Here is a 25852-nt window from a genome sequence, read left to right as displayed (position 1 = left end):
TGCGCCGAGATTAGAAAGCTCCGGGCAGGGCGGCAATGGGCAATCCATTCCGCCAGTCTCTTAATCCAAGTGTTTCGGGATAAGCTTGCGTCATGTGCTTATTCCGAGGCGCCCACGACAATTATATCTCTCACGGCGTTTCGGTTTCCCCCCGTGTCAAGTAAGACCGAAACGCTTTAGCTCATTTTCTGGTCATAAATATCCCGGGGTTTGAGGATTTCCCGGAAATGATCCGGGGGATCGTTTCATCCGAAGAACGGGCGCAGCCCGAGGGGCAGAGCCCCTTTTCACCGTCCGTCCCAGCGCCTGACATGACATCGCCTCTGAAAAACGTCGCAAATCCTGCATGCAAACAAAGCGCTTCGCCCCATTGCTGTCACTTTAGCAACAAGACGAAACGCCTCGGGAGAACTGCTCGTTTCTTGGTCTATGCCCGCCCGTATGCTTCGGCGATGGCAACCTGCATCGCGCTTTCCACGGATTGATCGCCCCAGGATACCAGTTGGAAGGCCGGGTAAAACCGCTCTGACGTGGCGACCGCCGTGGCAATCAGGTGGTCGATCTGATCCGGCGTGGCGATGCCGCCACCGGTCAGGGCCAGCCCGTAACGCCACACCATCAGCCGTTGTTCATGCCAATAGGCAAACGCCCCTTTCCAGCACTGATCATTGATGCTGTTCAGGGTCTCGTAAATCTTCGGAAGCTTTTCTTCCGGCGGCTCCATCTCAAACGTGCAGATCAGCCGCAATGTTTCGTCGTAATCGGACCAGGCGAGGGTGATCGAATAGGTGCGCCACTGCCCTTCAACCGCCATGGCGATCTGATCATCTGCGACCCGGTCAAACTCCCAGGCGTGATGTTCGGCAATGTGCTCGACAATGTCGATCGGATGCATGTCGTCGGTTTCGAGATATTGCTCGGTGGCAGCCATGACGCGCCCTTTCTCGGTTTCAGATCCCTTCGCATCGCCCCAAAGATGCAGACCCGGATCTTGATGCCTGTACTAGGTCCGGCGGTCTTTGCGCCGTTTCCTTACTAGATATGGTGTCCGCTTTCGGTTAACCTGTAAAGAGGAACTTGTGAAATAACCTCACTTGTCCACAGAAATCTGTGGCTTCTCCACAGAGCGAGGACGGCTTGTCCTCTGTTTTTGGAAATGCATGTGCAATTGCGTTTCCGCGGCTGAGCTTCGGCAAAATCAACTGGTTTTTCGCACGGCAATCGGCAACTCGCCTAAAAAGAGAAAATTCTACTCAAATCCTCCAAAAAATTGATTCTAGTTAGAGTGGTATTAACCTCTATGCTCCTAAACATCGGTCAACGAACTGGTGTGAAGGAGATCAAGCAGATGAAAACACATATGTTTTCACTGGATGCGCTTGGCGAAAACGGGCAGGTGTTCAGCGACTTTCTGCAATTGCGCCACCGATATTTTGTCGATGGGCTGTCTTGGAATGTGCCAACCAACGGGCATGCGGAGATGGACCAATATGACAATCTGACCGCGCGATATGTGGTGGTGACGGATCAAGACAAGGTTGTTGCCGGGGCGCGCGCAACCTCAACAGCCGCGCAATGGGGCGGATGGACCTACATGATTGGTGATGCGGCAACCGGACGGTTGGAAGGCATCCCGCAAGATGCGGTGCCGACCCCGATCAATGATCCCGGCGTCTGGGAATGCACGCGCCTTGTGGTGTCGGATGATCTGGATGGGCCCGGGCGTCATCTGGCGCTGTCCCTTGTGGTGCGTGGATTGTGTCAGGTCGCTGCACGCGAAGGGGGGCACAGCCTGATGTCACTCTCTCCCATCCTGTTTCAGCGGGTCTTGTCGCGATTGGGGTATGACCCCAGCCCGGTTGGGGATGTGTTCTTGGGGATGGAAGATGATCGGCGCTATCGCGTGTTGCAAATGCCCATTCCGGAGTTTGCGCTCACCCCGCTGGCATCTGAGGTGGATCAGCGCGACGTGGCTTAATTGGGATTATGGGCGGGGAAAGGCCGATCAGGCCCGCTTCGGGATCAACATGTCGTCTCCGACTTGACCTTGCTGGGTGGAAGCCCCACTTTGCGATCAAGTAAGAAAACGAGCATGATCGGGCGGCAATTGGCCTGACCCACAATCTGCCTGCCCCAATTTCGGAGAGCCCCTTGGCCCGTACCGCCCCTTTTTCCCGCTATGAATGGATGATCGCGTGGCGCTACCTGCGCGCGCGCCGCACCGAAGGTGGTGTCAGCACCATGACCTGGATCAGCCTGATTGGCATCACGTTGGCAGTTGCTGCGCTGATCATCACGCTCGCCGTGCGCACCGGGTTTCGGGACGAATTTGTCGACACGATTCTGGGCGCCAACTCCCACGTCTCTGTATTTGCCCAAACCCATGTGAACGAGATCGGCCAGGTCACCCGCGAGATCCGCGATTTCGACGGCTGGGCAGAACGCATCGCCGAGGTGCCCGGTGTGACCCGAGCCGCCCCCCTGATCAAAGGGCAGGTCATGGCCAACAAAGGGCAGACCAATGCCGGGGTCGAGCTGTTCGGCATCCGGTATGATGACCTTCTGACCATCCCGCGCATCGCCCGGCCTGAAAGCCATCTGGGGGATATCTCGCAATTCGAAAAAGGCATCGCCATCGGATCGGGGGTGGCGCAGGAACTGGGCGTGGTGCCCGGTGACAAGATCAAGATCATCTCGCCCAACGGGGTGAAAACCGCCTTCGGCACCAGTCCACGCGTGAACGCCTATGAGGTCACCTATGTCTTCACCGCCGGCCGCTGGGACATCGACCGCACCCGCGTCTATCTGCCGTTTGAAGAGGCGCAGGCCTTTTTCAACCGCGAAGGCACGGCAGATGAGGTCGAGGTGATGGTCGAGGATGCGGAAGGGGTCGACGATTTGTTGCTGCCGATCATGGAGGCCGCGCAGGAACCGTCGACCACCTGGACCTGGCGCGACCGCTCCGGTGCCTTTCTGCGCGCGCTTGATATGGAAGACAACGTGATGTTCATCATCCTGTCGGTGCTGGTGCTGATCGCGTCAATGAACATCACTTCGGGCCTGATCATGCTGGTCAAGAACAAGGGCCGAGACATTGGCATCCTGCGCACGATGGGCCTGACCGAAGGGGCCGTGCTGCGGGTGTTTTTCCTGTGCGGATCGCTGACCGGGGTGGTCGGCACCATCGCGGGCGTGATTATCGGCTGTCTCTTTGCCTGGAACATCGACGGGGTCTTTTCCTTCGTGAACTGGATCTCCGGCGGTGGCGTCTGGGATCCGCAGATCCGCGGCATCTATCGACTGCCCGCCAAGTTGGAGTTCTGGGACGTGTTTTCCGCCGTGGCCCTGTCGCTCTCGCTCTCTTTCATCGTGACCCTCTTCCCCGCCCGCAAAGCGGCCCGCATGAACCCGGTAGAGGCGCTGCGCTATGAGTAACGATCTGAACGCTCCCGTCCTTGAACTGACCGGTCTGGAAAAGACCTTCAACCCCGGCACTCCCGGTGAAATCCGCGTGCTGCGCGGGGCCGATCTGACGCTGGCGCGCGGTGAAGTGGTGGCGCTGGTCGCCCCCTCCGGCTCTGGCAAATCCACGCTTTTGCACATTGCGGGGCTTCTGGATGCGACCGATGCGGGGCAGGTGAAAATCAACGGGCACGATATGGGCACACAGTCCGATCGCAAACGCACCGAGGTGCGCCGCGATCAGGTGGGCTTTGTTTATCAGTTCCACCACCTGCTGCCGGAGTTTACCGCCTTGGAAAACGTGGTCCTGCCGCAACTGGCCGCCGGCGTGTCCGAGCGCACCGCGCGCGACCGGGCGCGGGATCTGCTGGCCCGCGTGGGCGTGGCAGAGCGGGCTGACCATCGGCCCGCAGAAATGTCGGGCGGCGAACAGCAGCGGGTGGCCTTTTGCCGCGCGCTGGCCAATGGCCCCGCGATCCTTTTGGCGGATGAGCCCACCGGCAACCTTGACCCCACAACCTCCGACACGGTGTTTGCGGCGCTCATGGAACTGGTGCGCGACACCGGACTGTCAGCGCTCATTGCCACCCACAACCTCGAACTGGCCGCGCGGATGGACCGGGTGCTGCGGCTGGATGACGGGGTGATCACCAATGGCCGCACGTAACGCCATCTGACAAGCGCGTGAGGGTGGATTGTCCGCGTCGTGCCGGGGCTGGTAGGACGGGGATATGCTGACACGTTTCCTCCTCGCCCCCGCCCTGATCGCCGCCCTTGCCACGCCTGTAACCGCTGGCCCGATCAGCTTTGCCAACTGGAAAACCCACTGGTTCGCGTCGATCTTCGCGCGGGTTGATTTCGCGGGCTCGGCCAATCGCATGGCGGTGTCGGCGGATGGATCGGTGTCGATCACCTACAAGATCCTGCCAACCTCGGAATGGAATGCGACCCGCGCCGCGTGGCGCTGGAACGTGGCGCAATCCGTGCCGCCCACCGACCTCACCCGCAAAGGCGGCGACGACCGCAACCTGGCGCTCTACTTCGCCTTCCTGCCCAAAGATCAGGCGGCACAGGCGAGCAAACAAAGTCTGCGCAAACTTCTGAAAAACCCCGATGGCCGGGTGCTGGTCTACGTGCATGGCGGCGCCCATAAACGCGGGGCCGTCCTGCCCTCACCCTACCTTGGCCCACGCGGGAAAACCGTGGTTCTGCGCCCCTCCGGGACGGGGACGTCTTCCGAGAGCATCAACCTCGCCGCCGACTATAAACGTGCATTTGGTGGGCAGCCGGGTGCGCTGGTGGCACTGGCCCTGTCGGCGGATAGCGACGATACGAATGCGCAGATGATGGGTGTGATTGAAGGGCTGCGGTTGGAGTGATTTGGCGCGGGTGAATGCTCCCCCCACCGTTTAAAGCAGGCGTCAAGGGCCACACCTGATCCTTGGCTTAAGTAGCGTTGCGCTCCACACAAATACCCCGTCCGGTCGAAGGCCGGACAGCGCCCTCTCACACTGCGCGACCGAAGGGCCACGCCCGACCCTGGGTGGGCGTTCGGAACAATGGGGCTTGGCGGGTGGTGTGATAGAACCTCAACGTAGCATCACCCGGAACCGTCGCAATACGCCCTCCCGTGGGGAGGGTCGGGCGTGGCCCGTGCTGCGCACGTGCTAAGAATTCTGCAATTGTACGAACGAGCGCTTTCCTCATCCTCTGCACCATCAGACAGCTCCGCTCCACTCAGTACCACCAGTGCTTTAGTCCTGGGACTAAAACATGAGCCGCGCCAACCCACTTGTCACCATAGCCCCACTGCAACGTCCCGAATACTGCGAAACCAAGCTCTGCTCGGTAGAGAAGCTTGGTCCAAGGTTTCTGGGTTGATTCCACGTCGTTGCTTAGCTCTAGTTGCTTTGATAACTCGCCGTCCGCATCGACAGCGGCTTCATGTAGTTCAATATGCTTTTTGGTATCGTTCACGGTCAGCTCCAGCCTCTCGATTGCTTCATCATTGCAACCTAGTTCGCTGTCTCGTATGCCGAGTAGCCGTATTAGCTTCGCGTAAGCCATCATGTTCATATTTTGCGTGTTTTCTGCAATTGACTTATGAAGTTCCAGCCGAGCTTCAATGGAATTGTGCGCGGCCACGAGAAGAGCTTTGTTTGAAGAATGGATTGCGTTCTCCCGCGCCAGCCGGTCGCGACCGTAAAACAATATTGCCCAAGCAACGACAATCGAACCTGCGGCTTGAAAGTCAGCTGGATTGTTCTTCAGCAGCGGTTCCAAACTCCAGATCGCCCATATGAACAGAGCAACTAGAAAAAAAAGTGAAATGCGCAGGCCTTCAATGATCCTGTTAAACATCCAAATCCTCAGCGAACTTGGCGTTCTCCTGAATATACTGGAACCGCAGCTCGGGCTTTTTACCCATCAGTTGCTCCACCAATGTCGCGGTTTCACCCGGTTCGTCCTCGTCAATCGTCACGCGGATCAGGGTGCGGGTTTTGGGGTCCATCGTGGTTTCTTTCAGGTCTTTCGCGTCCATTTCGCCCAGACCTTTGAACCGCGACACCTCGATCTTGCCTTTGCCGCCCAGACCTTTTTCCAGCCATTCATCACGTTCCGCCTCGTCCAGACAGTAAACACGCTTGGCGCCTTGCGTCAGACGAAACAGCGGCGGGCAGGCCAGATAGAGGTGCCCCGCGTCGATCAGCGGGCGCATTTGGGTGAAGAAAAACGTCATCAGCAGTGACGCGATATGCGCCCCGTCCACATCCGCGTCGGTCATGATGATAATCTTGTCATACCGCAGGTCATCCACGCGGAATTTGGTGCCCATACCAACCCCCAGCGCCTCGCACAGGTCGTTGATCTCGGCGTTGGACCCGAGCTTGGATGAGGCCGCGCCCAACACGTTCAGGATCTTGCCCTTCAGAGGCAAAAGCGCCTGTGTTTCGCGGTTGCGCGCGCCCTTGCCGGATCCGCCCGCGCTGTCGCCCTCGACAATGAAGAGTTCGGTGCCGGAGCGGTCTTTTGAGGTGCAGTCGGTCAGCTTGCCGGGCAGGCGCAGTTTTTTGGTGGCCGATTTGCGCTGGGTTTCTTTTTCCTGACGGCGGCGCAGGCGTTCTTCGGCGCGCAGCACGAGGAAATCAAGGATCGCGCCCGCCGATTTCGTGTCCGCCGCCAGCCAGTTGTCAAAGTGGTCGCGCACAGATTGCTCGACCATCTTGGCGGCGGCTTCGGTCGACAGGCGGTCTTTGGTCTGACCGACAAAAGCCGGATCCGCGATGAAGCAGCTGACCAGCGCACAGCCCCCGGTCAACAGATCATCGCGGGTGATATTGGCGGCTTTCTTGTTGCCGACCAGCTCGCCATAGGCCTTGATCCCCTTCAGGATCGCGGCCCAGAACCCGGTGACATGGGTGCCGCCTTCGGGGGTCGGCACGGTGTTACAGTAAGATTGGATATAGCCGTCGCGCGAAGGCGTCCAGTTGATCGCCCATTCCACATATCCCGGCGCGCCAAACTTCTCGCGAAACTCCACCTTGCCCGCGAAAGGCGCCTCTGCGTAAACGCTCGCCTTGCCCAGGGTTTCGCGCAGGTAATCGGCCAACCCACCAGGGAAGTGGAACGTGGCTTCGGTCGGCGTTTCGCCATCATCAATGTGGGATTTCCAGCGGATTTCGACGCCGGAAAAGAGGTAGGCCTTGGAGCGCGCCAGCGTGAACAGGCGTTTCGGTTTAAAGCGATGCTTGCCGAAAATCTGTTCGTCCGCGTGAAACGTCACTTCGGTGCCGCGCCGATTGGGGGCCGCGCCCACCTTTTCAACGCCGCCCAAAGGCAACCCGCGCGAAAAGCGCTGTTCGAACATTTCCTTGTTCTTGGCGACCTTGACAACCATGCTGTCCGACAGCGCGTTCACCACCGATGACCCCACGCCATGCAACCCGCCCGAGGTCTGATACGCCTTGCCGGAAAACTTGCCGCCCGCGTGCAGCGTACACAGGATCACTTCCAGCGCGGATTTGTCGGGAAACTTCGGGTGCGGATCAATTGGAATGCCGCGCCCGTTGTCGCGGATGGTCACGGCGTAATCGGCGTGCAGCTCAATCTCGATCCGATTGGCGTGCCCGGCCACCGCTTCGTCCATCGAGTTGTCAAGGATCTCGGCCACCATGTGGTGCAGCGCGCGTTCATCGGTGCCGCCAATATACATGCCCGGGCGTTGCCGCACCGGTTCAAGGCCCTCAAGCACCTCGATCGAAGATGCGTCATAGGTGTCGTGACCCGGGGTTGGGGTGTGCTCGGCCAGAAGGTCTTCGCTCATGTATATGCCGCCTTGAAATGCTGTGCTGCTCGTTGGTCCTGTATTATGGCCGAGGCATCGGGCGGGGGGAAGCCCCCCGTTCGGGTTGGGGTGGAAATAGCTGTGTATAAGTGGGGAGGGGGCTCCGCCCCTCGAGCTCCGCTCTCACCCCGGGATATTTGCTGACCAAAGATGAAGGGCTGGTGCCATCTTTGGTCCGGAAATATCCTGGGGTGAGCGAGCTTGCCTCGCGAGGGGCAACGCCCCTTTTTCCCTTGCGCCATATCGCGGTGTGGGTAGTGTGGGGTGAAAGGTGAACAAATCGGCGTGGGAGGATGGTATGAGTGAAGGGTTCAGCCTGAAGGACCAGTTGATCAATGCCGAGAAAGTGGCGCTGTTGGCCGGATGGCTGCAACGGGCCGCGCCGGGGTTTGAGGCGGCTGCGTTTCAGGCGCAGGTCATGGCCCGCTTGCCGGAACTGGAGTTGAAGGCGCGGATCCTGTGGATTGCCGAGGTGTTGGAAGATCACTTGCCGGATGATTTTTCTGCAGCGGCAGAGGTGATCCACAAGGCGCTTCCACCAGAGTTGGACCCCACCAACAGCGATGATGATTTTGGCGATTTTATCATTGATCCCTTCGGTCAGTTCGTGGCGCGCAACGGGCTGGACGATCTCGATGCCGCCCTGCCGCTTTTGCACGCGCTGACCCGGCGCTTTTCGATGGAGTTTGCCATCCGCCCGTTTTTGATCCGCCACAAGGCGCGGATGCAGGGCGTATTGTCCGAATGGGCGCGGGATGAGAATTATCACGTGCGGCGGTTGGCCAGCGAAGGGTGTCGCCCGAACCTGCCCTGGGGCGCGCGGATCGGTTGGAATGTCGCAGAGACGATCCCGATCCTTAATGCGCTGCATGCCGATCCGACCCGTTATGTGACCCGATCCGTGGCAAATCACTTGAATGACATTGCCAAAACCGCCCCTGATCTAGTGGTGGATACGCTTTCGCGCTGGCGGGATGTGGCACAGCAGGACCCGAAAGAGCTGGCCTGGATGACCCGCCATGCCTGCCGCACCCTGATCAAACAGGGCCATCCCGGCGCGCTTGATTTGCTGGGGTTTCGGCCAGATGCGCAGGTGGAGATGGGCGAGATCACGTTGACCCCGGCGGACGGGCAGGTGCCGATTGACACCAAGCTGGATTTTGCTTTCGACCTGACCGCCACCCGCGAAGAACCGGTGATTGTCGATTATGTGATCCGGTTTCAGCGGCCCGGGGGAAAAATCCGCGAGAAAGTGTTCAAGCTGAAAAACCTCACCATGACGCCCGGACAGACCCTGCGTCTGAGCAAATCCCATTTCTTCAAGGGAAACGCCACAACATTTCGCCTTTATCCCGGCACGCATTATCTGATGGTGCAGGTGAATGGGCAGATGCTTGGCGGGGTTCCGTTTGCGCTAATCTGATGGTTGCGACATCAAGTGTATTGAGTTGACGCTAGGTAAGCTGCTATCCACCCCCTGGGGGTAACCCGACCAGGCAGGGAGGGCCGACCATGACCACCAGTTTCGAACCATCCAAACTTGACCCCAAGGACTGGGACGCCTTTCGTGCCAAGGCCCATGACCTTCTGGACCGGTGCATGTCGCAAATGGAAACCGCGCGCGATCACCCGTGGCAGGCCCCGCCTGAAGATGCAGAAGAGCGTTATGCGATTGGCGGGCAGGGCGACCTGATCGAGCGGATCACCCGCGACGTGCTGCCATTTCACGGGGGCAACACCCATCCGCGTTTCTGGGGCTGGGTGCAGGGCACGGGGCTTGCGTCAGATTTCCTCGCAAACATGGTGGCGGCGGCGCTGAACACAAATGGCGGCGGGCGCAATCACGGGGCCAATGAAATGGAACGGGCGGTGATCGACTGGACCCGCCGCAAGATGGGGTTTCCCGAGGGGACAAGCGGCGTGCTGACCGCCGGCACCTCGCAGGCCACGGTGATCGCGCTGCAATGCGCACGGGTCCAGGCGCAGGACACTCTGCGCGCCGAAGGCACCATTCTGGGGTTCACCTGCTACGCCGCCGAGGGGGTGCATAACGCCACGCGCAAGGCGGTGGAGCTGTTGGGCATGGGGCACAAATCCCTGCGCCTGATCCCGGCCCCGGATGGTCGGATGGACACAGCCGCGCTTCTGGCGCGCATTCGCAAAGACCGTGCCAATGGACACCGTCCGCTGGCCATTATCGGCACCGCCGGATCGGTGGATCTGGGTGGCTTTGATGATCTGAATGCCTTGGCGGATATCGCGGCTGGCGAAAATCTTTGGCTGCACGTCGACGGGGCCTTTGGCGCCTGGACCCGGTTGGCGGATCAGCCTTGGCGCGCCTTGTCCGACGGGATCGACCGGGCGGACAGCATCGCGCTGGATTTCCACAAGTGGATGTCGGTGGGCTATGATTGTGGGCTGGCGCTGATCCGCGACGAGGCCACCCACCGCGCGGCCTTTGCCGCCCGTCCCGCCTATTTGCAGGGCGCGGACCATGGGTTGGCCGGGGGCGACCCGTGGTTTTGTGACTATGGCATCGACCTGTCGCGCGGCAACCGGGCGATCAAGGTCTGGTGCGCGCTGGAAATGTTCGGCGAAGCGGCCTTCGCCGCCGCGATCACCCGAAATTGCCAGCAGGCCGCCTTGATGGGGCGCGAAGCCACCGCGCGCGGGATGGCAGTGCTGGCCCCGGTCACGTCCAACATCTGCGTCTTCACTGCTGATCCGGGCCGCGCCCCGGTGGACCAATCCCTTCTGAACGCGCGCATCGCGCAGGCGCTGCAACTGTCCGGCGAGGCCGTGTTTTCCACCACCGATGTGAACGGCGTGACCTGCCTGCGTGCGGCCATCGTCAATCATCGCACCACCGAGGATGATATCCTTGCCGCGCTGGATGCCGTGATTCAGGCGAAGGGGTCTGTGGGGTAGGTGACACCGGCCAGATAGAGCCCTTCCGGCGGGCAGACCGGGCCACAGGCAGCGCGCGATTTTGCCTCCAGCGCTTCGCGAACATCATCAGGCGACCAGGCCCCGGCGCCCACACGCTCCAACGTGCCGACAAAGGATCGCACCTGATTGTGCAGGAACGACCGGGCGCGCACGTAAAACCGATATTCCACCTCATTGGCGCGCTTGATCTCTTCCACCCGCAGCTCATCAAGCGTTTTCACCGGGCTGTCCGCCTGACAGATCGACGATCGGAAAGTGGTGAAATCATGCAACCCGATCAGCTGGTCCGCCCCCGCCTGCATCGCCGCTGCATCCAACGGGTGTTTCACATGCCAGGCCAGCCCCCGGTCATGGGTCAGCGGCGCGCGGCGGGACACAAGGCGAAACAGATAGCGGCGTTCGGTGGCGCTAAACCGCGCGTGAAAATCCTCGTCCACGCGGGCGCAATCGACAATCGCCACCCGCGCGTCTTTCAGGTGATAGTTCAGGGCCTCTGACAGGCGAAACGGATCCCACGCCTTTTCCATGTCACAATGCGCCACTTGCCCCAGCCCATGAACCCCCGCATCGGTCCGGCCGGCCGCCGCAATCGTGTGATCGCGCGGCTCCAACCGCGCCAGCGCGGCCTCGATCGCGCCCTGCACCGAGGGCTGATCTTTCTGGCGCTGCCAGCCGGCATATCCGGCACCGTGATATTCGATTTTCAAAGCGTATCTGGGCATGGGTCGGGCATATCCGCACCGGCGGGGCAGGGCAAGAGGGGCGTTTCGCTCACATTTGAGTGATCACTCAAGCTGCCCCTTGTTTCTGCGCGGCGCACCCCCAATATCGGGTCGAAAGAAGGAGTGACCTATGTCAGATCAACCCGCCCCCCTGCGCATTGATATCGTGTCGGACGTGATGTGCCCTTGGTGCGTCGTGGGCTATCGCCAACTCGCCCAGGCCCTGAAGGGCACCGGGGTTGCACATGAGATCCACTGGCACCCGTTTGAGCTTAACCCCGATATGGGGCCGGAGGGGCAGAACCTGGCGGAGCATCTGGCCGAGAAATACGGATCAACCCCGGAACAATCGCGCGAAAACCGGGCGCGGCTGACCGCGCTGGGCGACGATCTGGGCTTTGCCTTCCGCTTCACCGATGAGACCCGCATGCACAACACGTTCAACGCCCATCAGCTGTTGCAATGGGCGGACGAACAGGGGCGGAAGCACGATCTGAAACAGGCGCTGTTTGCGGCGCATTTTACCCAAGCGCGCAACCTGTCAGACCCATCGGTGCTGGTTGATGTGGCGGGTGAGATTGGGCTTGACCGGGACGAGGCCGCAAAAGTGCTCGACGATCAGCGCTATGCCAGTGACGTGCGCGCTGTGCAAAACTTCTGGGCCGGTCACGGCATTCGAGGCGTGCCCGCGATGATCTTTGACCGCCAGCATCTGGTGACCGGCGCGCAAGGCGTCGACACTTACGCCAAAATCCTGACCGAACTGACCAAAGAGAGTGTGTGACCATGGCTCGCGCCGCCCCATATGATCGCGACACCGCGCTGGACGCGGCGATGGCACTTTTCTGGGAAAAGGGCTTTCACGCCACATCCCTGAAGGATCTGGAAGCCGCGCTGGCGATGAAACCGGGCAGCATCTACGCGGCCTTTGACAGCAAGGAGAACCTCTATCTGTTGGCACTGGAGCGTTACTTCGACAAGTCCCGCCAAGGGGTGCGCGCGCAGCTTGCCCGCGCCACGGACCCGCTGGCGGCGCTTGCCGACCACCTACGCAGCCTGGCCCGGCTGACCCCCGGTGATCTGGGCTGTGGCGCCTGTATGCTGACCCGCAGCCTGGTGGACACCAATGCCACCGATCCGGCGCTGGCCACCACCACCCGCAGGTATCTTGCCGATATGGAGGCCGAGTTCGCCGCGGTCTTTGCCCGCGCCCGTGATTTGGGGCTGCTGCCCGCAACTGCCGATGTGCGACGTCTGGCCCGGCGGTATCAGGCCAACCTGTCGGCCCTGCGCCTGGCCTTGATGCAGGGGATGGCCCCGCAGGAGCTCACGGATCTGGCCGAGGATATGGCAACCGAAATCGAAAATTTGAAATCAAACACCTGACCATCAGGACAACACGTAAAAAGGAACTGACATGAGCGACGCATACACCCCCCCGAAGGTCTGGACCTGGGAGGACAAAAACGGTGGCGAATGGGCCAGCATCAACCGCCCGATCGCCGGCCCCACCCATGACAAAGACCTGCCGGTGGGCGACCACCCCTTGCAGCTTTATTCCATGGGCACGCCCAACGGCCAGAAGGTCACAATCATGCTCGAAGAGCTGCTGGCGCGGGGCATCAAGGGGGCGGAATATGACGCGCATCTGATCAAGATTGGCGAGGGGGATCAGTTTTCGTCCGGCTTTGTCGCCGTGAACCCGAACTCGAAAATCCCGGCGCTGTTTGATCACGACACGGGTGTGCGGGTCTTTGAAAGCGGCAATATCCTGCTGTATCTGGCGCAGAAATTCGACGCCTTCCTGCCCGAGGACTTGGCCCATCGCACCGAGGTGATGAACTGGCTTTTTTGGCTGCAGGGATCGGCCCCCTATCTGGGCGGCGGGTTCGGCCATTTCTACGCCTATGCGCCGGAGAAATTCGAATACGCCATCAACCGCTTCACCATGGAAGCCAAGCGCCAGATGGATGTGCTGGATCGTGAACTGGCCAATCATCGCTATCTGGGCGGCGACGACTACACGATCGCCGACATGGTCACCTGGCCCTGGTACGGCAATGTCGTGCTGGGCGAGGCCTATGATGCGGCGGAATTTCTGGACGTGAAAAGCTACAAACACCTGATGCGCTGGGCCGAAGAGATCGCGGACCGTCCGGCGGTGAAGCGGGGCCGGATCGTGAACCGCACCTGGGGGCCGCTGGATCAGCAACTGCGCGAACGCCACGACGCCTCGGATTTTGACCTGCGCACCCAAGACAAGCTGGAAGAGCAGGCCTGATCTTGGCCCAACCGTGATTGGGGGGGAGCGGCCTTTGAAAGCTCCCCCCTACCAAATCGCCCCGCGCGCGCCTATCTTCTATCTGAATTCACAGAAGAAACCCGGCAAGGAGACGGTTGTGGGGCTTGGCGATATCGCAGACAGTATTTCGCGCCAGATCGAGGCGGTGGGCGATGCCACGTCCGAGGCGCTGTTTGAACCGGTGATCCGTCTGGGCGTGACGGGGTTGTCGCGCGCGGGCAAAACCGTGTTCATCACCTCGCTTGTGGCGAACCTGATGAACCGGGGGCGAATGCCGGGTCTGTTGGCCGCTGCCGATGGCCGCATCCAGACCGCGTTCCTGCAACCGCAACCCGACGATCTGGTGCCGCGGTTTGATTTCGAAACCCACCTTGCGGCGATGACCGGCCCCAGCCCGCATTGGCCCGCCTCCACCCGCGCGATTTCCGAACTGCGCCTGTCGTTTCGCGTTCAACCCACCGGGCTTTTGGGCGGGCTGCGCGGCCCGCGCACCGTGCATCTGGATATTGTGGATTACCCCGGCGAGTGGCTTTTGGACCTTGCCCTGTTGGATCAGAGCTTTGCCGAATGGTCCGCCGACACGCTGTCCCGCATCGCACACCGGCCGCCGGCGCAGGCCTACCTGTCGCAGGCGACCGGGACCGACAGTTCTGCCAAGCTGGATGAACCCCAGGCCAAGGCGCTGGCCGACCATTTTGCCACCTACCTCAAGGCCGCGCGCGAAGAGGGCTATTCCGACTGTACGCCCGGTCGCTTTCTGCTGCCGGGCGACATGGAAGGCTCACCCGCGCTGACCTTCGCGCCGCTGCCCCCGCTTGATCGCCCGCCGCGCGGGTCGCTTTACCGCGAGTTTGACCGCCGCTTCGAGGCCTATAAATCCCGCGTGGTGAAACCGTTTTTCCGCGATCATTTCTCGCGCATTGACCGTCAGGTGGTGCTGGTCGACGTGTTGGGGGCGATCCATGCGGGCCCCGCCGCGCTGGAGGATCTGCGCCGCGCCATGGCCGAGATCCTCGCCGCCTTCCGCCCCGGCTCCAACGCCTTCCTGTCACAACTGTTTCTGGGACGCCGGGTGGAGCGCATCCTCTTTGCGGCCACCAAAGCCGACCATCTGCACCATTCGCAGCATCCCCAATTGACCGCGATCACCGAAGCGCTGTTGCGCGACGCCAAGGATCGTGCGGATTTTGCGGGTGCCAAAACCGCCGCCCTGTCGCTTGCGTCCCTGCGCACCACGGTTGAGGCGCAGATCGACCATAAGGGCGAGATGTTGAACTGCGTGCGCGGGCGTTTGCTCGATACCGGCAAAACCGCGGCCTTTTATCCGGGTGCCCTGCCCGACGATCCCGCCCGCCTGCTTGCCCCGGCCCGAAAGGGGGCCGAGGCGTGGTTGGATGCCGATTACGAGGTGATGCGCTTTGCGCCCGCCGAGCTTTCCCTCAAACCCGGCGAAGGCCCGCCGCATATCCGGCTTGATAAAGCGGCGGAATTCCTGATCGGAGATCGGTTATGAGGATCACCCAAGCGACCCCTGCCGATGCCCCGGCCATCGCCAATATCCTCAGCACCTGGAACGCGTCCACACCGTGGATGCCGCGCGCCCATTCGCGCGGGGCTGAACGGGGGTTCGCCCGGATGCTGGTCGACAAAGGCTGGGTGCAGGTGGCGCGCGATCCGCAGCGTGTGGTGGGGTTTTTGGCGCGTGACGCGTCTGAAATCCATGCGCTCTACCTCGCGCCGCACGCCCGCGGGCGCGGCGTGGGCAAGGCATTGTTGGATCAGGCCAAGGCCCACTGTGACCATCTGGGCCTTTACACCTTCGTCGCAAATGATCCCGCGCGGCGGTTCTACCTGCGTGAGGGGTTCATCGAAACCCACCGCACCGATGGGCAGGACAATGACGAAGGCCTGCCGGACATCCGATTTGAATGGAGGGCCACGCCATGACCGATAAGGCGCGCGACACCAAGGGCCCGGTGTTGATTGAACTGGACGAGGCCGAGGCGATGTCTCCGGCGGATGTGCCCCCGGTGCCGGAACAGGAGGTGGCCCCGACCGGGGCCGCGATGCACAGCGTGGCGATGATGACCGCACGCAAACCGTCGCGGCTCAGGCGGTGGTTCTGGTCGCTCTTTTTGGCGATTGTGGGCTTTATGCTGTCGGTGGCAGCCTATGATTTCGTGACCGGGCTGATCGACCGAAACCCGGCTTTGGGGGTCGTGGCCCTTGCGCTGCTCGTCGCGTTTCTTGCGGTGGCGCTGGCGCTGGCGGTCAAGGAAATGCTCGCGCTGGTGCGGCTGAAACGCGTCGACCGTCTGCAACATGCGGTCAGCGAAGCGATTGCCCACCAGGATCTGGGCGAGGCGCGCCGGGCCGTCGATCAGCTGACCCGGTTCTATCGCGGCCGGGCCGAGCTGAAATGGGGGCTGGATCGTCTGGCCGAACGGCGCGACGATATGTTTGACGCCGACAGTCTTGTGGCGCTGGCCGAAAACGAGCTGATGTCGCCGCTCGATCAGGCCGCCCTGCGCGAGGTCGAGGCCGCCGCCCGGCAGGTGGCCACCGTGACCGCCATCGTCCCCGTGGCGCTGGCCGATGTGATCGCGGCGCTGACCTCAAACATCCGCATGATCCGTCGCGTGGCCGAGATTTACGGCGGGCGCGCGGGCACCATGGGCAGCTGGCGCCTGCTGCGCGCGGTGATGACCCATCTGGTGGCCACCGGCGCTGTCGCCGTGGGGGATGACCTTTTGGGCTCGCTTGCCGGGGGCAGCATCCTGTCAAAACTTTCCCGCCGGTTCGGCGAGGGCGTGGTGAACGGTGCGCTGACCGCCCGCGTTGGGGTGGCCGCCATCGAAACCTGCCGCCCGCTGCCTTTTACGGCCAGAAAACGCCCCGCCGTTTCGGGTATCGTGAAACGCGCCCTGACCGGATTGTTCGGCAAGAGTTAAGCCGGTCAGGTATTCCATTATGGCCTCATTCCTGATTGCCCGATAAGGTCAGGGCAAATGTAAGGAGTGGGTGATGGAAGCGGTTTTGGTTTTACTGGCAGGGCTTTACGGTCTGGGGCTGCCGATTGCGGTGATTTACCTTTTGGTGCGCGCGGGCAAGCTGTCGCGCGAAAACCTTGATCTGTCCGCGCGGATAGGGAAGGCCGAAGCCCATTTGGCAGGGCTCATGCGTGGCGAGGCACTCGCGGAAAAAACTGCGCCTTCTCCTGAACCGGCGGAGGAGAGTGAGGTCACAATCGCACCAGCTGTGCCCCCTTCATCCCCCACTAATACCCCTGATCCTTGGGGGGCAGGGCGGGTTGAACCACCCACCAAACCCCCGCGTCCGGCGACGGCGAAACCGGCCAGCGCCTCTGCCAGTGCCGCTGTGTCCAAGCCGAAAGCCGTGCGCAAACCGTCCGCCTTTGACAAGGCGATGGGGCAGTTCACCACCTGGATCACCCAGAACTGGGTCTATGCGGTGGCGGCCGTGTCGTTGGCGCTGGCCGGGATCTTTCTGGTGCAATATGGGATCGAAAACGGCCTGCTGCCGCCCACCGCCCGGGTGCTTGCGGCCCTGGGCTTTGGGGCTGCGCTGGTCGGCGCGGGCGAATATCTGCGCAAGCGTTGGGGCGATGGCGAGGACAGCCCGGTGGCCTTCCTGCCCTCGGTCTTTTCAGGGGCAGGCATTGTCACCTTGTTCGGGGCCGTCCTGTCGGCGCGCCACCTGTATGATCTGATAGGCCCAACCACCTGTTTTGCCGGGCTTCTGGCCGTGGCCGGGGGGGCGATCCTTCTGGGCTGGCTGACCGGCCCGCTTCTGTCCGTGCTGGGCATCGTGGGCGCGTTTATCACCCCCTTCCTGTTGGGCGGGAACAGCGACGCCACCCCGGTTGTCGGATACCTTGGCATCGTCACCCTTGTCGGGCTGAGCATTGACACCTATCGCCGTTGGCACTGGCTTTCTGCCTTGTCGTTGGGATTGGGATACGCGCTGTTGTTTGTGCTGGTGATGGCGGCCGATGTGGATCCGGAATGGGTGATCGGATTTGCGCTGATCATGCCCTTTGCCGCGATCCTCGTGATGGGGTGGCGCCTGTGGCCCGCGTTTTCGGGCGCGGCACTTGTGCCCCATCTGATCCGAACCCGGTCCGCCAGTGGCTTGCCCCGCCGCATGGCGCTGTTGCATCTGACAATGGCGGGCAGCACGGCATGGCTGTTGGCGGCGGCGCAGGCCGGTCAGGCCGAGTTCTGGCTGGCCGCTTTTGCCTTAACGGCCCTCTCCGGCGGCATGGCCATCTGGGGACGTGGGTCACAGGCGATGGAAGACCTGCCGATCCTTCCCGCGCTGGGCCTGATTGCCTTGGTCTGGCTTGAGCAAGGGACTTGGAGCACGGCATATCAGGGCGCGATCGAAGATCTGCCTGATGGGACCGCGACCACCAGCCAGAACGCGCCGTTTCTGCTGGTTGGGTTGGCCGCCGTGCTTGGTGTGATTGCCGCCTGGCGCAGCCTGACACAGGCCCGTCATCCCTGTGTTTGGGCGGGGGCGTCGGCGCTGATGGCCCCGGCCATGCTGATCTCGCTAGAGGTCGCCTGGCAACCGGTCCAGATCATCGGCGCCTACCCCTGGGCGCTGACCGCGCTGGCGCTTGCGGCGCTGATGGTGCTGAAGCTGGAGCGGTTTGCGCGGGCGGGGGACGACGACCGGATGCGCCTGTCGCTTGTGCTGATCTCGGCGCTGGGGCTGATCAGTTTCGCGCTGATGCTGATCCTGTCGCCCTCGGCCCTGACCGTGGCCCTTGCGATCACGGTGTTGGTTGCGGTTGAGGTCGACCGGCGGTTCGACCTGCCGCTTTTGGCCTGGTTTGCCGTCATCGGCGCGATCCTGACCTCGGCCCGTCTGGTTTTGGATCCCGGCCTGCCCTGGGCACAACATGCCCCGATCTGGCAGGTCAGCTTCGCCTATCTCGGGTCGATCCTCGCGCTTGGGGCCGCCTGGGTGCAGGCGAAACCGCGCAATCGCATAAATGCGCTTGTTACCCTGGAAAGCGCGGTATTGTCTTTGATTGCGATCTACGCCGCGTTGATCTTGGATCGTGGGATCGAGCATCTGACCGGGGATCATGGCGACCGCCATTGGGGTGCGGGTCTGAACGCACTGATCTGGCTGGTGGCTGCCGCTGTGCAGGGCTGGCGTCTGCAATTGGGCGGGCGATTGGCGGCCCTGCGTATGGGGTTGGGCGGAATCTACGCCGTTTTGGGGGTGGCCTATATTGCCCGCGCTCTGATGATCGATAACCCGTTCCTCACCGTGTCTGAGGTAATCCACGGCTGGCCGGTGATCAGCACCTTGGCTGTGGCCTATGCCCTTCCGGCGCTGCTTTTGTTGGTGGTCGCCAGACAGATGGCACATCTTCACAAACACCTGCGACTTGGCCTGTTGGCCAGCGGGGCGGGGCTGCTTCTGTTCTGGAGCACATCCGAGATTGCCCATTTCTGGCGTGGCCCGGTGCTGGTCGCCGAACCCATGCGCCAGCCAGAGCTTTACACCTACACGGTTGCGCTTCTGATCCTCGGTGCGGGGCTCCTGTATCAGGCCATCGCGCGGCGATCTGATCTGTTGCGCCGTGTGGCGATGGGGGTGATTGCGCTGACCGTGGCCAAAGTGTTCCTTGTGGATATCTCAGGGCTCGACGGGTTGATGCGGGTGTTTTCCTTCCTGGCTCTGGGCCTGTCGCTGGCGGGTCTTGCGTGGCTCAACCGTTGGGCTGCAATGCAGGCGCGCGACGGCACGCCCGAGGGGGTCAACCCAGAGCGCGCACCATGAGCCGCGTTCTCGTTCTTGGGGCCTATGGGCTGATCGGAGCCGGGGTTGTGCGCCACCTGCAGGCCATGGGTCATGAGGTGATTGGACTGGGCCGCAATGCCAAAACGGCACGGCGGAGTTTCCCGGATTTGGATTGGCGCATTGCCGATCTTAGGGGGCTGACCAACACGACCGCATGGGACGAGGTGCTGCAGGGCATCGATGCCGTGGTGAACTGCGCGGGCGCCCTGCAAGACGGCGGCGAGGATGATCTTGCCGCCGTGCATCACGATATGCTGGTGGCCTTGGGCAAAGAGGCCGCCGCGCGAGGGGTGCAAGTGGTGCAGATCTCGGCGGCAGGCGTCCGCCCAGATGCCTCCACCGCGTTTTTCCGCACCAAGGCGGACGGGGATGCGGCATTGCTCGCGTCTGGTGCGCCGGTCTGGATCTTGCGCCCGGGGCTGGTGATTGCGCAGCAGGCCTATGGCGGCACACAGCTGTTGCGCATGTTGTCCGCCGTGCCTTGGGTGCAGCCGATGGCCCTGGGGAAGGCTCCGGTGCAATGCGTTGGCTTGGGTGATCTGTGTCAGGCGGTGGAGGATGCGCTGGCCGGGCGCCTGCCCAGAGGACAGCCCATAGATCTGGTCGAGGACACACCGCACCCCCTGCGCGAGGTTGTGGCCGCGCATCGACTCTGGCTGGGCTTTGCGCCCGCGCGCCTGACCTTGCCAATGCCCCGGATCCTGCTGCCTTTGGTTGGGCGGATGGCGGACGGGCTGGGGCGGCTTGGCTGGCGTTCGCCGCTGCGCTCGACCGCTCTGGCCGTATTGCGCGACGGGATCACCGGCGACCCCACCGCCTTTCGGGAAGCGTGTGGGCAGGTGGCTTCACTTGATCAAATCCTGACGCGAATTCCTGTTGGAACCGAACATCGGCTGCAGGCGCGGCTGGCATTGCTGATGCCGCTGATCCTGCTGGGCCTGTCGATCTTCTGGATCCTCTCTGGCGTGATGGGGGTCATCTCGCTGCCGCAAGCCGCAGGGGTTCTGACCCAAGTCGGATGGTCCGACATGGCCGCCAAAACCGCGGTGCTGTTCTGGTCTGCCGTGGACATCACCATTGGATTGGCCCTTTTGTGGCGTCGTCACGCCGCGCGTGCGTGCATCGCGATGATTGTGGTCAGCCTGATCTACCTTGTGTCGGCCAGTCTTCTCACCCCGCAGCTTTGGTTCGATCCGCTGGGGCCGCTGGTCAAGGTGATCCCGGTGATCCTGTCCGCCATGTTGTTGCGCGTGCTGCTGGAGGAGCGGTGATGGAGGGGATCGAGTGGGCGCTTTTCCTGCGCTGGGCGCATGTTCTGGGGGCCGCGGTGCTGATGGGCACCGGGGCCGGCATCGCGTTTTTCATGGTGATGGCACAACGCTCTCGCGATCCGGCGCTGATTGCCCATGTGGCCGGGATCGTGGTGGTTGCCGACATGGTATTCACCACCACGGCGGCGGTGCTGCAACCGATCACCGGCACGCTTTTGGCCTGGGAGTTAGGGTGGAGCCTTCGCGAGCCATGGCTTTTGGTTGGGATCGGGCTTTATCTTTTTGTGGGCGTGTTTTGGCTCCCCGTGGTCTGGATCCAGATCCGATTACGGGACCTTGCGCGTGGGGCCGCACGTGATGGGGCGGATCTGCCGGAGCAATATCACCGTCTTTACCGTATCTGGTTCGCCTTCGGCTGGCCTGCTTTTGCGGCGATGCTTGCGATCTTCTGGGTGATGAATGCGCGGCCTGACCTGTGGTGAAGGGGCGCTGCCCCTCGCCTCTTCGAGGCTCACCCCGGGATATTTCGAGACCAAAGATGGCGACATGCGGCGTATCATCTTTGGTCTTTAAATATCCCCGCCGGAGGCAGGCAGTTTAAAACAACGATGGCGCCTGATCTTTAGGGCGATGCAGGTCTTCGACGCCCAGCCGCAAGCCGCGCCCGATCCGGTGCGCCAGCGCAATCCAGGGGCGGGCGGTTTGTGGGGGCAAAGTGTCTGTCACCACCTCTTCAAACAGCGCAAGCCAGGGGTCGAAATGTTCGGCCATCACATTGCCCGCCTGCATATGGGCGCGCATCGGGTTCCCGTCATAGCCGGGTTCCCGCAGGATTGCGCCCTGCCAAAAGCGCGAAATCAGAGCGATATGGTCGTCCCATTCCGCGTCCGAAATGCCCACATGGCCGTTGAAGATCGGGCCCAGCTCCGGATGGGTGCGGATACGGGCATAGAACCGGGTCAGCACCTGGTCAATTTGATCGCCGGTGATGTCAAACAGCTGCATCGGGTTGGGCCGGGATGTGGCTTGTGTCATGGGGCACCTCTTTCCCGATAGAAATAGGTGGAAATGCGGCGCCCGCCAAGTGGTGTTGCGCGGACAATTCAGCGCAGGGTGGCCCGCCATCATGGCTTTACGCCGCAGGCGCACAGGCCTATAACGCCCTCATGATGTACCATCAGGCGATCATCATTATTCGAATTATAAGCCCGGCGCTCGCGAACTGAGACGCCGGGACAAGGCGTATGGACCTGCCGCGCCGCTCCTTCCCAGACATTCGTAAAGTTTCCGAAAAGGACCGGACACATGTGTGCCGACACTCCCGAATATAAAGACACGCTGAACCTTCCCGTGACCGATTTCCCGATGCGCGCGGGCCTGCCAAAACGCGAACCCGGCTGGTTGGAGCGGTGGAACAAGATCGGCGTCTATGATCGCCTGCGTGAAAAGGGCAAGGCCGAAGGGCGCACCCCCTTTGTGCTGCATGACGGCCCGCCCTATGCCAACGGCCACCTGCATATCGGCCACGCGCTGAACAAGATCCTGAAAGACATGATTGTGCGCTCGCATCAGATGATGGGATTTGATGCGCGTTACGTGCCGGGTTGGGATTGCCACGGTCTGCCGATCGAATGGAAGATCGAAGAGCAATACCGCAAGAAGGGCCGCGACAAGGATGAGGTCGACGTGGTCGATTTCCGTCAGGAATGTCGCAAGTTCGCCGAGGGTTGGATCGACATCCAGCGCGAGGAGTTCAAACGTCTGGGCGTCACCGGCAATTGGGCCGATCCCTACCTGACCATGAACTTCCACGCGGAAGCGGTGATTGCCGAGGAATTCATGAAGTTCCTGATGAACGGCACGCTTTATCAGGGCTCAAAACCCGTGATGTGGTCGCCGGTTGAAAAGACCGCGCTGGCCGAGGCCGAAATCGAATATCACGATCATAAATCGCACACGATCTGGGTGCCGTTCTCGTTTGCCAATGCCGAGGGCGACCTCGAAGCCGCCCGCGTGGTGATCTGGACCACCACCCCCTGGACCATCCCGTCAAACAAGGCCGTGGCCTATAATGACAAGGTGGCCTATGGGCTTTACCGCGTGGACGCGACCGAGGACGAAAGCTGGACCAAACCGGGGGACCTGTATCTCTTTGCGGACAATCTCGCCGAGGATGCGCTGGGTAAATCCCGTGTGACAGAGTTTACCCGCGTACGCGACGTGGACCCATCCGAGTTCGAAGGTATGATCCTCAAGCACCCCTTTGCCGGTCTCGACGGAGCAGAAGGCTTCTGGGACTACGACGTGCCGATGATCGACGGCGACCACGTGACCGATGACGCCGGGACCGGCTTTGTCCACACCGCGCCCAGCCACGGTGCCGACGACTATGAATGTTTCGTCAAGCGCAACTGGATCGACCGGATGACCCATAATGTGGGTGAGGAATCTGAGTTCCTGCCCCATGTGCCGTTCTTCGCAGGCCTTCAGGTCTTTGACCGCAAGGGCAAAGAGGGCAAGGCCAACAACGCGGTGATCGCCAAGCTGGTTGAGGTCAACGAAAATGGGGGGCGTGGTATCATTGCGCGCGGTCGCGTGACCCACAGCTATCCGCACTCGTGGCGCTCCAAAGCGCCAGTAATTTTCCGCAATACGCCGCAATGGTTTGCGTCGGTGGACCGCGACGTGGGGGATGGGCAGGACGAGATGGGCAAAACCATCCGCACCCGCGCGCTCAATTCAATCGACAAGCTGGTGAAATGGTGGCCGCAGGCCGGCCGCAACCGCCTCTATTCGATGATCGAAGCGCGCCCCGACTGGGTGCTGTCGCGTCAGCGTGCCTGGGGTGTGCCACTGACCTGTTTCGTGAAAAAGGGCGCGCTGCCAACGGACCCGGATTTCCTGCTGCGCGACGCAGAGGTGAACGCGCGCATCGCCGCCGCGTTTGAGGCCGAGGGGGCGGATGCCTGGTATAAACAGGGCGCGAAAGAAGCCTTTATCGGCAATGCCGCCGACCCGTCGGAGTATGAACAGGTCTTCGATGTGCTCGACGTGTGGTTCGACAGTGGGTCGACCCATTCCTTTGTGCTGCGCGACCGCGAAGATGGCACCGAAGATGGCATCGCGGATGTCTATCTGGAAGGCACCGACCAGCACCGCGGCTGGTTCCACTCGTCGCTGCTGCAAGCCTGCGGCACCAAAGGCCGTGCGCCGTATAAGAACGTGATCACCCACGGGTTCACACTGGATGCGAAGGGCATGAAGATGTCCAAATCGCTGGGCAACACCATCGCGCCGGAACAGGTGATCAAGCAATATGGCGCGGACATTCTGCGCCTGTGGGTCGCGCAATCGGATTACTCGGTCGATCTGCGCATCGGCGACGAGATCCTGAAGGGTGTGGCTGACAGCTATCGCCGCCTGCGCAACACGATGCGTTTCATGCTGGGCAACCTGCATGGGTTTGACGCGGCCGAGCGCGTGGATGTGCCCGATATGCCCGAGCTCGAGCGCTGGGTGCTGCACCGTCTGGCGGAACTCGATCACACCGTGCGCGAAGGGTACAAAACCTTTGACTTCCAGGGCGTGTTCTCGGCCGTGTTCAACTTTGCCACCGTGGATCTGTCGAGCTTCTATTTCGACATCCGCAAAGACGCGCTTTACTGCGACGGCGAAGACAGTCTGAACCGCCGTGCGGCGCGCACCGTGCTGGACATCCTGTTCCACCGCTTGACCACCTGGCTTGCGCCGGTGCTGTGTTTCACCATGGAAGAGGTCTGGCTGGAACGGTTCCCGGGGGATGACAGCTCGGTCCATATGGTCGACCTGCCGGACACGCCGGCCGATTGGCTGGATGAACCGCTGGCCGCAAAATGGGCTGGCATCCGCCGCGTGCGCCGTGTGGTCACCGCCGCGCTGGAGGTGCAGCGTCGCGACAAGGTGATCGGCGCCTCGCTGGAAGCCGCGCCTGTGGTGCATGTGCGGGACGCCGATGTGCTGGAGGCGCTGAAAACCGTGACGTTTGAAGATGTGGCCATCACCTCGCAGATCGTGCTGACCGGTGACCCGCTGCCCGCCGAGGCCTTCCGCCTGCCGGAAGTTGAAGGCGTGGGGGTGGTGTTTGAAAAAGCATCAGGCGAGAAATGCCAGCGCTGTTGGAAGATCCTGCCGGATGTGGGGAGCCACGATCACGCCGGCACCTGTGGGCGCTGCGACGACGCGCTGGACTGACCCCACTAGGTATCTTTCGAAAGGGCGCGCCGCGGCGCGCCCTTTTTTGTGGTATTGCGCCGCTGGGCTGCGCGTGATCAGGGGCGCTGCCCCTCACGGCTGCGCCGCTTACCCCGGGATATTTGAGACAAGAAAAAACGGCCGCTTTCAGGTGTCCCCTCATTTTCTGGTCAAAAATATCCTGGGGGAGAGCCGCAGGCTCGGGGGCGACGCCCCAAATGCGCAGGCTTCGGATTGTCTGAGCGGGGACGATGGGGCAGGGTGGCAGGATGAATTTGATCTCTATTTCCTCGCCGGTCGGGCCGCTTTTTGTCACCGAAGACGAGCGCGCGATTGTACGGCTTGGGTGGGGGCACGCCGCGCAGGTGGGTGACAGCCCTCTTTTGCAAGAAGCCCGCGCGCAGCTCTCTGCCTATTTCGACGGGCGGCTGACGCGGTTTGATCTGCCGCTGCGGGTGAAGGGATCAGATTTCCAGCGCGTGGTTTGTGATGCCATGACGGCAATCCCTTATGGTGAGACGCGGACCTATGGCGAGATCGCCAAGATCACCGGTAACTCTGCCCAGGCTGTGGGCAACGCCTGCGGTGGCAATCCGATCCCGATCATTATCCCTTGTCATCGGGTCATGGGCGCGGGCGGAAAACTCACTGGATTTTCCGGCGCGGGCGGGGTGGAGACAAAAGTTCAGCTTTTGCGCCTTGAAGGTGCCGCCGGATTGCTTATTTGAAG

General features: G+C 61.8%; 22 protein-coding genes. 17 read left to right on the top strand and 5 right to left on the bottom strand.

All coding sequences use genetic code 11. The features are described 5' to 3' along the window. Positions 1-427: 427 nt before the first annotated feature. Entirely contained in the window at positions 428-931 is a 504-nt protein-coding gene (locus ACP15V_RS03680) for a YbjN domain-containing protein (RefSeq protein WP_424942325.1), read from the bottom strand. A 417-nt stretch (positions 932-1348) separates the two neighbouring features. On the opposite strand from ACP15V_RS03680, the gene ACP15V_RS03675 reads away from it, so the two are divergent. The 4 genes from ACP15V_RS03675 (at position 1349) to ACP15V_RS03660 (ending at position 4841) form a co-directional block, all read left to right on the top strand. Next, positions 1349-1978: an acyl-homoserine-lactone synthase gene (locus ACP15V_RS03675; protein ID WP_424942324.1), complete on the top strand. Its 630-nt coding sequence runs from the start codon at positions 1349-1351 to the stop codon at positions 1976-1978. A gap of 173 nt (positions 1979-2151) precedes the next feature. Beyond that, complete coding sequence (locus ACP15V_RS03670; protein ID WP_424942323.1) at positions 2152-3435, top strand: lipoprotein-releasing ABC transporter permease subunit; 1284 nt, start codon at positions 2152-2154, stop codon at positions 3433-3435. Further along, entirely contained in the window at positions 3428-4129 is a 702-nt protein-coding gene (locus ACP15V_RS03665) for an ABC transporter ATP-binding protein (protein ID WP_424942322.1), read from the top strand. Before ACP15V_RS03670 ends, ACP15V_RS03665 begins: the two co-directional genes overlap by 8 nt. 64 nt (positions 4130-4193) lie before the next feature. Continuing rightward, a complete protein-coding gene (locus ACP15V_RS03660; protein WP_424942321.1) occupies positions 4194-4841 on the top strand; it encodes a DUF3047 domain-containing protein in 648 nt (215 codons plus the stop codon). A gap of 358 nt (positions 4842-5199) precedes the next feature. On the opposite strand, the gene ACP15V_RS03655 is transcribed toward ACP15V_RS03660, so the two are convergent. Then, on the bottom strand, positions 5200-5823 hold the full coding sequence (locus tag ACP15V_RS03655) for a hypothetical protein (protein ID WP_424942320.1): 624 nt from the start codon (positions 5821-5823) through the stop codon (positions 5200-5202). Continuing rightward, entirely contained in the window at positions 5816-7786 is a 1971-nt protein-coding gene (gene parE, locus ACP15V_RS03650) for a DNA topoisomerase IV subunit B (protein ID WP_424942319.1), read from the bottom strand. Before parE ends, ACP15V_RS03655 begins: the two co-directional genes overlap by 8 nt. Positions 7787-8105: 319 nt before the next feature. Between parE and ACP15V_RS03645 the strand changes: the two genes are divergently transcribed. Both ACP15V_RS03645 and ACP15V_RS03640 read left to right on the top strand, forming a co-directional pair. After that, positions 8106-9230, top strand: a complete 1125-nt coding sequence (locus ACP15V_RS03645) for a DNA alkylation repair protein (RefSeq protein WP_424942318.1) — start codon at positions 8106-8108, stop codon at positions 9228-9230. Between the two features lie 89 nt (positions 9231-9319). After that, entirely contained in the window at positions 9320-10735 is a 1416-nt protein-coding gene (locus ACP15V_RS03640; protein ID WP_424942317.1) for a pyridoxal phosphate-dependent decarboxylase family protein, read from the top strand. Here ACP15V_RS03640 and truA read toward each other — a convergent pair. Continuing rightward, entirely contained in the window at positions 10711-11478 is a 768-nt protein-coding gene (gene truA, locus ACP15V_RS03635) for a tRNA pseudouridine(38-40) synthase TruA (protein WP_424942316.1), read from the bottom strand. The genes ACP15V_RS03640 and truA overlap by 25 nt on opposite strands. 130 nt (positions 11479-11608) lie before the next feature. On the opposite strand from truA, the gene ACP15V_RS03630 reads away from it, so the two are divergent. The 9 genes from ACP15V_RS03630 to ACP15V_RS03590 all read left to right on the top strand — a co-directional run bounded on the left by ACP15V_RS03630 (position 11609) and on the right by ACP15V_RS03590 (position 21374). Further along, positions 11609-12262 carry a DsbA family oxidoreductase gene (locus ACP15V_RS03630; protein WP_424942315.1) on the top strand — a complete coding sequence of 218 codons (654 nt, stop codon included), beginning with the start codon at positions 11609-11611 and terminating at the stop codon, positions 12260-12262. 2 nt (positions 12263-12264) lie between these two features. After that, positions 12265-12864 (top strand): TetR/AcrR family transcriptional regulator, encoded by a 600-nt coding sequence (locus ACP15V_RS03625; RefSeq protein ID WP_424942314.1) that lies wholly within the window; start codon positions 12265-12267, stop codon positions 12862-12864. Positions 12865-12895: 31 nt separating this feature from the next. Continuing rightward, the gene (gene yghU, locus ACP15V_RS03620; RefSeq protein WP_424942313.1) at positions 12896-13759 is read left to right on the top strand and encodes a glutathione-dependent disulfide-bond oxidoreductase; all 864 of its coding nucleotides are present in this window, start codon (positions 12896-12898) and stop codon (positions 13757-13759) included. A 118-nt stretch (positions 13760-13877) separates the two neighbouring features. Next, a complete protein-coding gene (locus ACP15V_RS03615) occupies positions 13878-15293 on the top strand; it encodes a YcjX family protein (protein ID WP_424942718.1) in 1416 nt (471 codons plus the stop codon). Further along, positions 15290-15727, top strand: coding sequence for an N-acetyltransferase family protein (locus ACP15V_RS03610; protein ID WP_424942312.1), 438 nt, complete (start codon positions 15290-15292; stop codon positions 15725-15727). The genes ACP15V_RS03615 and ACP15V_RS03610 overlap by 4 nt, the downstream gene beginning before the upstream one ends. Further along, on the top strand, positions 15724-16731 hold the full coding sequence (locus ACP15V_RS03605) for a YcjF family protein (protein ID WP_424942311.1): 1008 nt from the start codon (positions 15724-15726) through the stop codon (positions 16729-16731). The genes ACP15V_RS03610 and ACP15V_RS03605 overlap by 4 nt, the downstream gene beginning before the upstream one ends. Positions 16732-16804: 73 nt before the next feature. Further along, positions 16805-19600 (top strand): DUF2339 domain-containing protein, encoded by a 2796-nt coding sequence (locus ACP15V_RS03600; RefSeq protein ID WP_424942310.1) that lies wholly within the window; start codon positions 16805-16807, stop codon positions 19598-19600. Further along, positions 19597-20892: an SDR family oxidoreductase gene (locus ACP15V_RS03595; protein WP_424942309.1), complete on the top strand. Its 1296-nt coding sequence runs from the start codon at positions 19597-19599 to the stop codon at positions 20890-20892. The genes ACP15V_RS03600 and ACP15V_RS03595 overlap by 4 nt, the downstream gene beginning before the upstream one ends. Beyond that, positions 20892-21374: a DUF2269 family protein gene (locus ACP15V_RS03590; RefSeq protein ID WP_424942308.1), complete on the top strand. Its 483-nt coding sequence runs from the start codon at positions 20892-20894 to the stop codon at positions 21372-21374. Before ACP15V_RS03595 ends, ACP15V_RS03590 begins: the two co-directional genes overlap by 1 nt. Positions 21375-21489: 115 nt before the next feature. On the opposite strand, the gene ACP15V_RS03585 is transcribed toward ACP15V_RS03590, so the two are convergent. After that, the gene (locus ACP15V_RS03585; RefSeq protein WP_424942307.1) at positions 21490-21927 is read right to left on the bottom strand and encodes a group III truncated hemoglobin; all 438 of its coding nucleotides are present in this window, start codon (positions 21925-21927) and stop codon (positions 21490-21492) included. A gap of 270 nt (positions 21928-22197) precedes the next feature. Here ACP15V_RS03585 and ileS point away from each other — a divergent pair, with 270 nt between their 5' ends. After that, positions 22198-25122, top strand: coding sequence for an isoleucine--tRNA ligase (ileS, locus tag ACP15V_RS03580; protein WP_424942306.1), 2925 nt, complete (start codon positions 22198-22200; stop codon positions 25120-25122). A gap of 269 nt (positions 25123-25391) precedes the next feature. Further along, positions 25392-25850 carry a methylated-DNA--[protein]-cysteine S-methyltransferase gene (locus ACP15V_RS03575; protein ID WP_424942305.1) on the top strand — a complete coding sequence of 153 codons (459 nt, stop codon included), beginning with the start codon at positions 25392-25394 and terminating at the stop codon, positions 25848-25850. The last annotated feature ends 2 nt before the right edge of the window (positions 25851-25852 follow it).

Origin of the sequence: Aliiroseovarius crassostreae (genome assembly GCF_049803815.1) — a bacterium.
GTDB lineage: Bacteria > Pseudomonadota > Alphaproteobacteria > Rhodobacterales > Rhodobacteraceae > Aliiroseovarius > Aliiroseovarius crassostreae_A.
The sequence above is the reverse complement of the archived record's forward strand: the minus strand, read 5'-3'. Positions and strand labels throughout refer to the sequence as shown.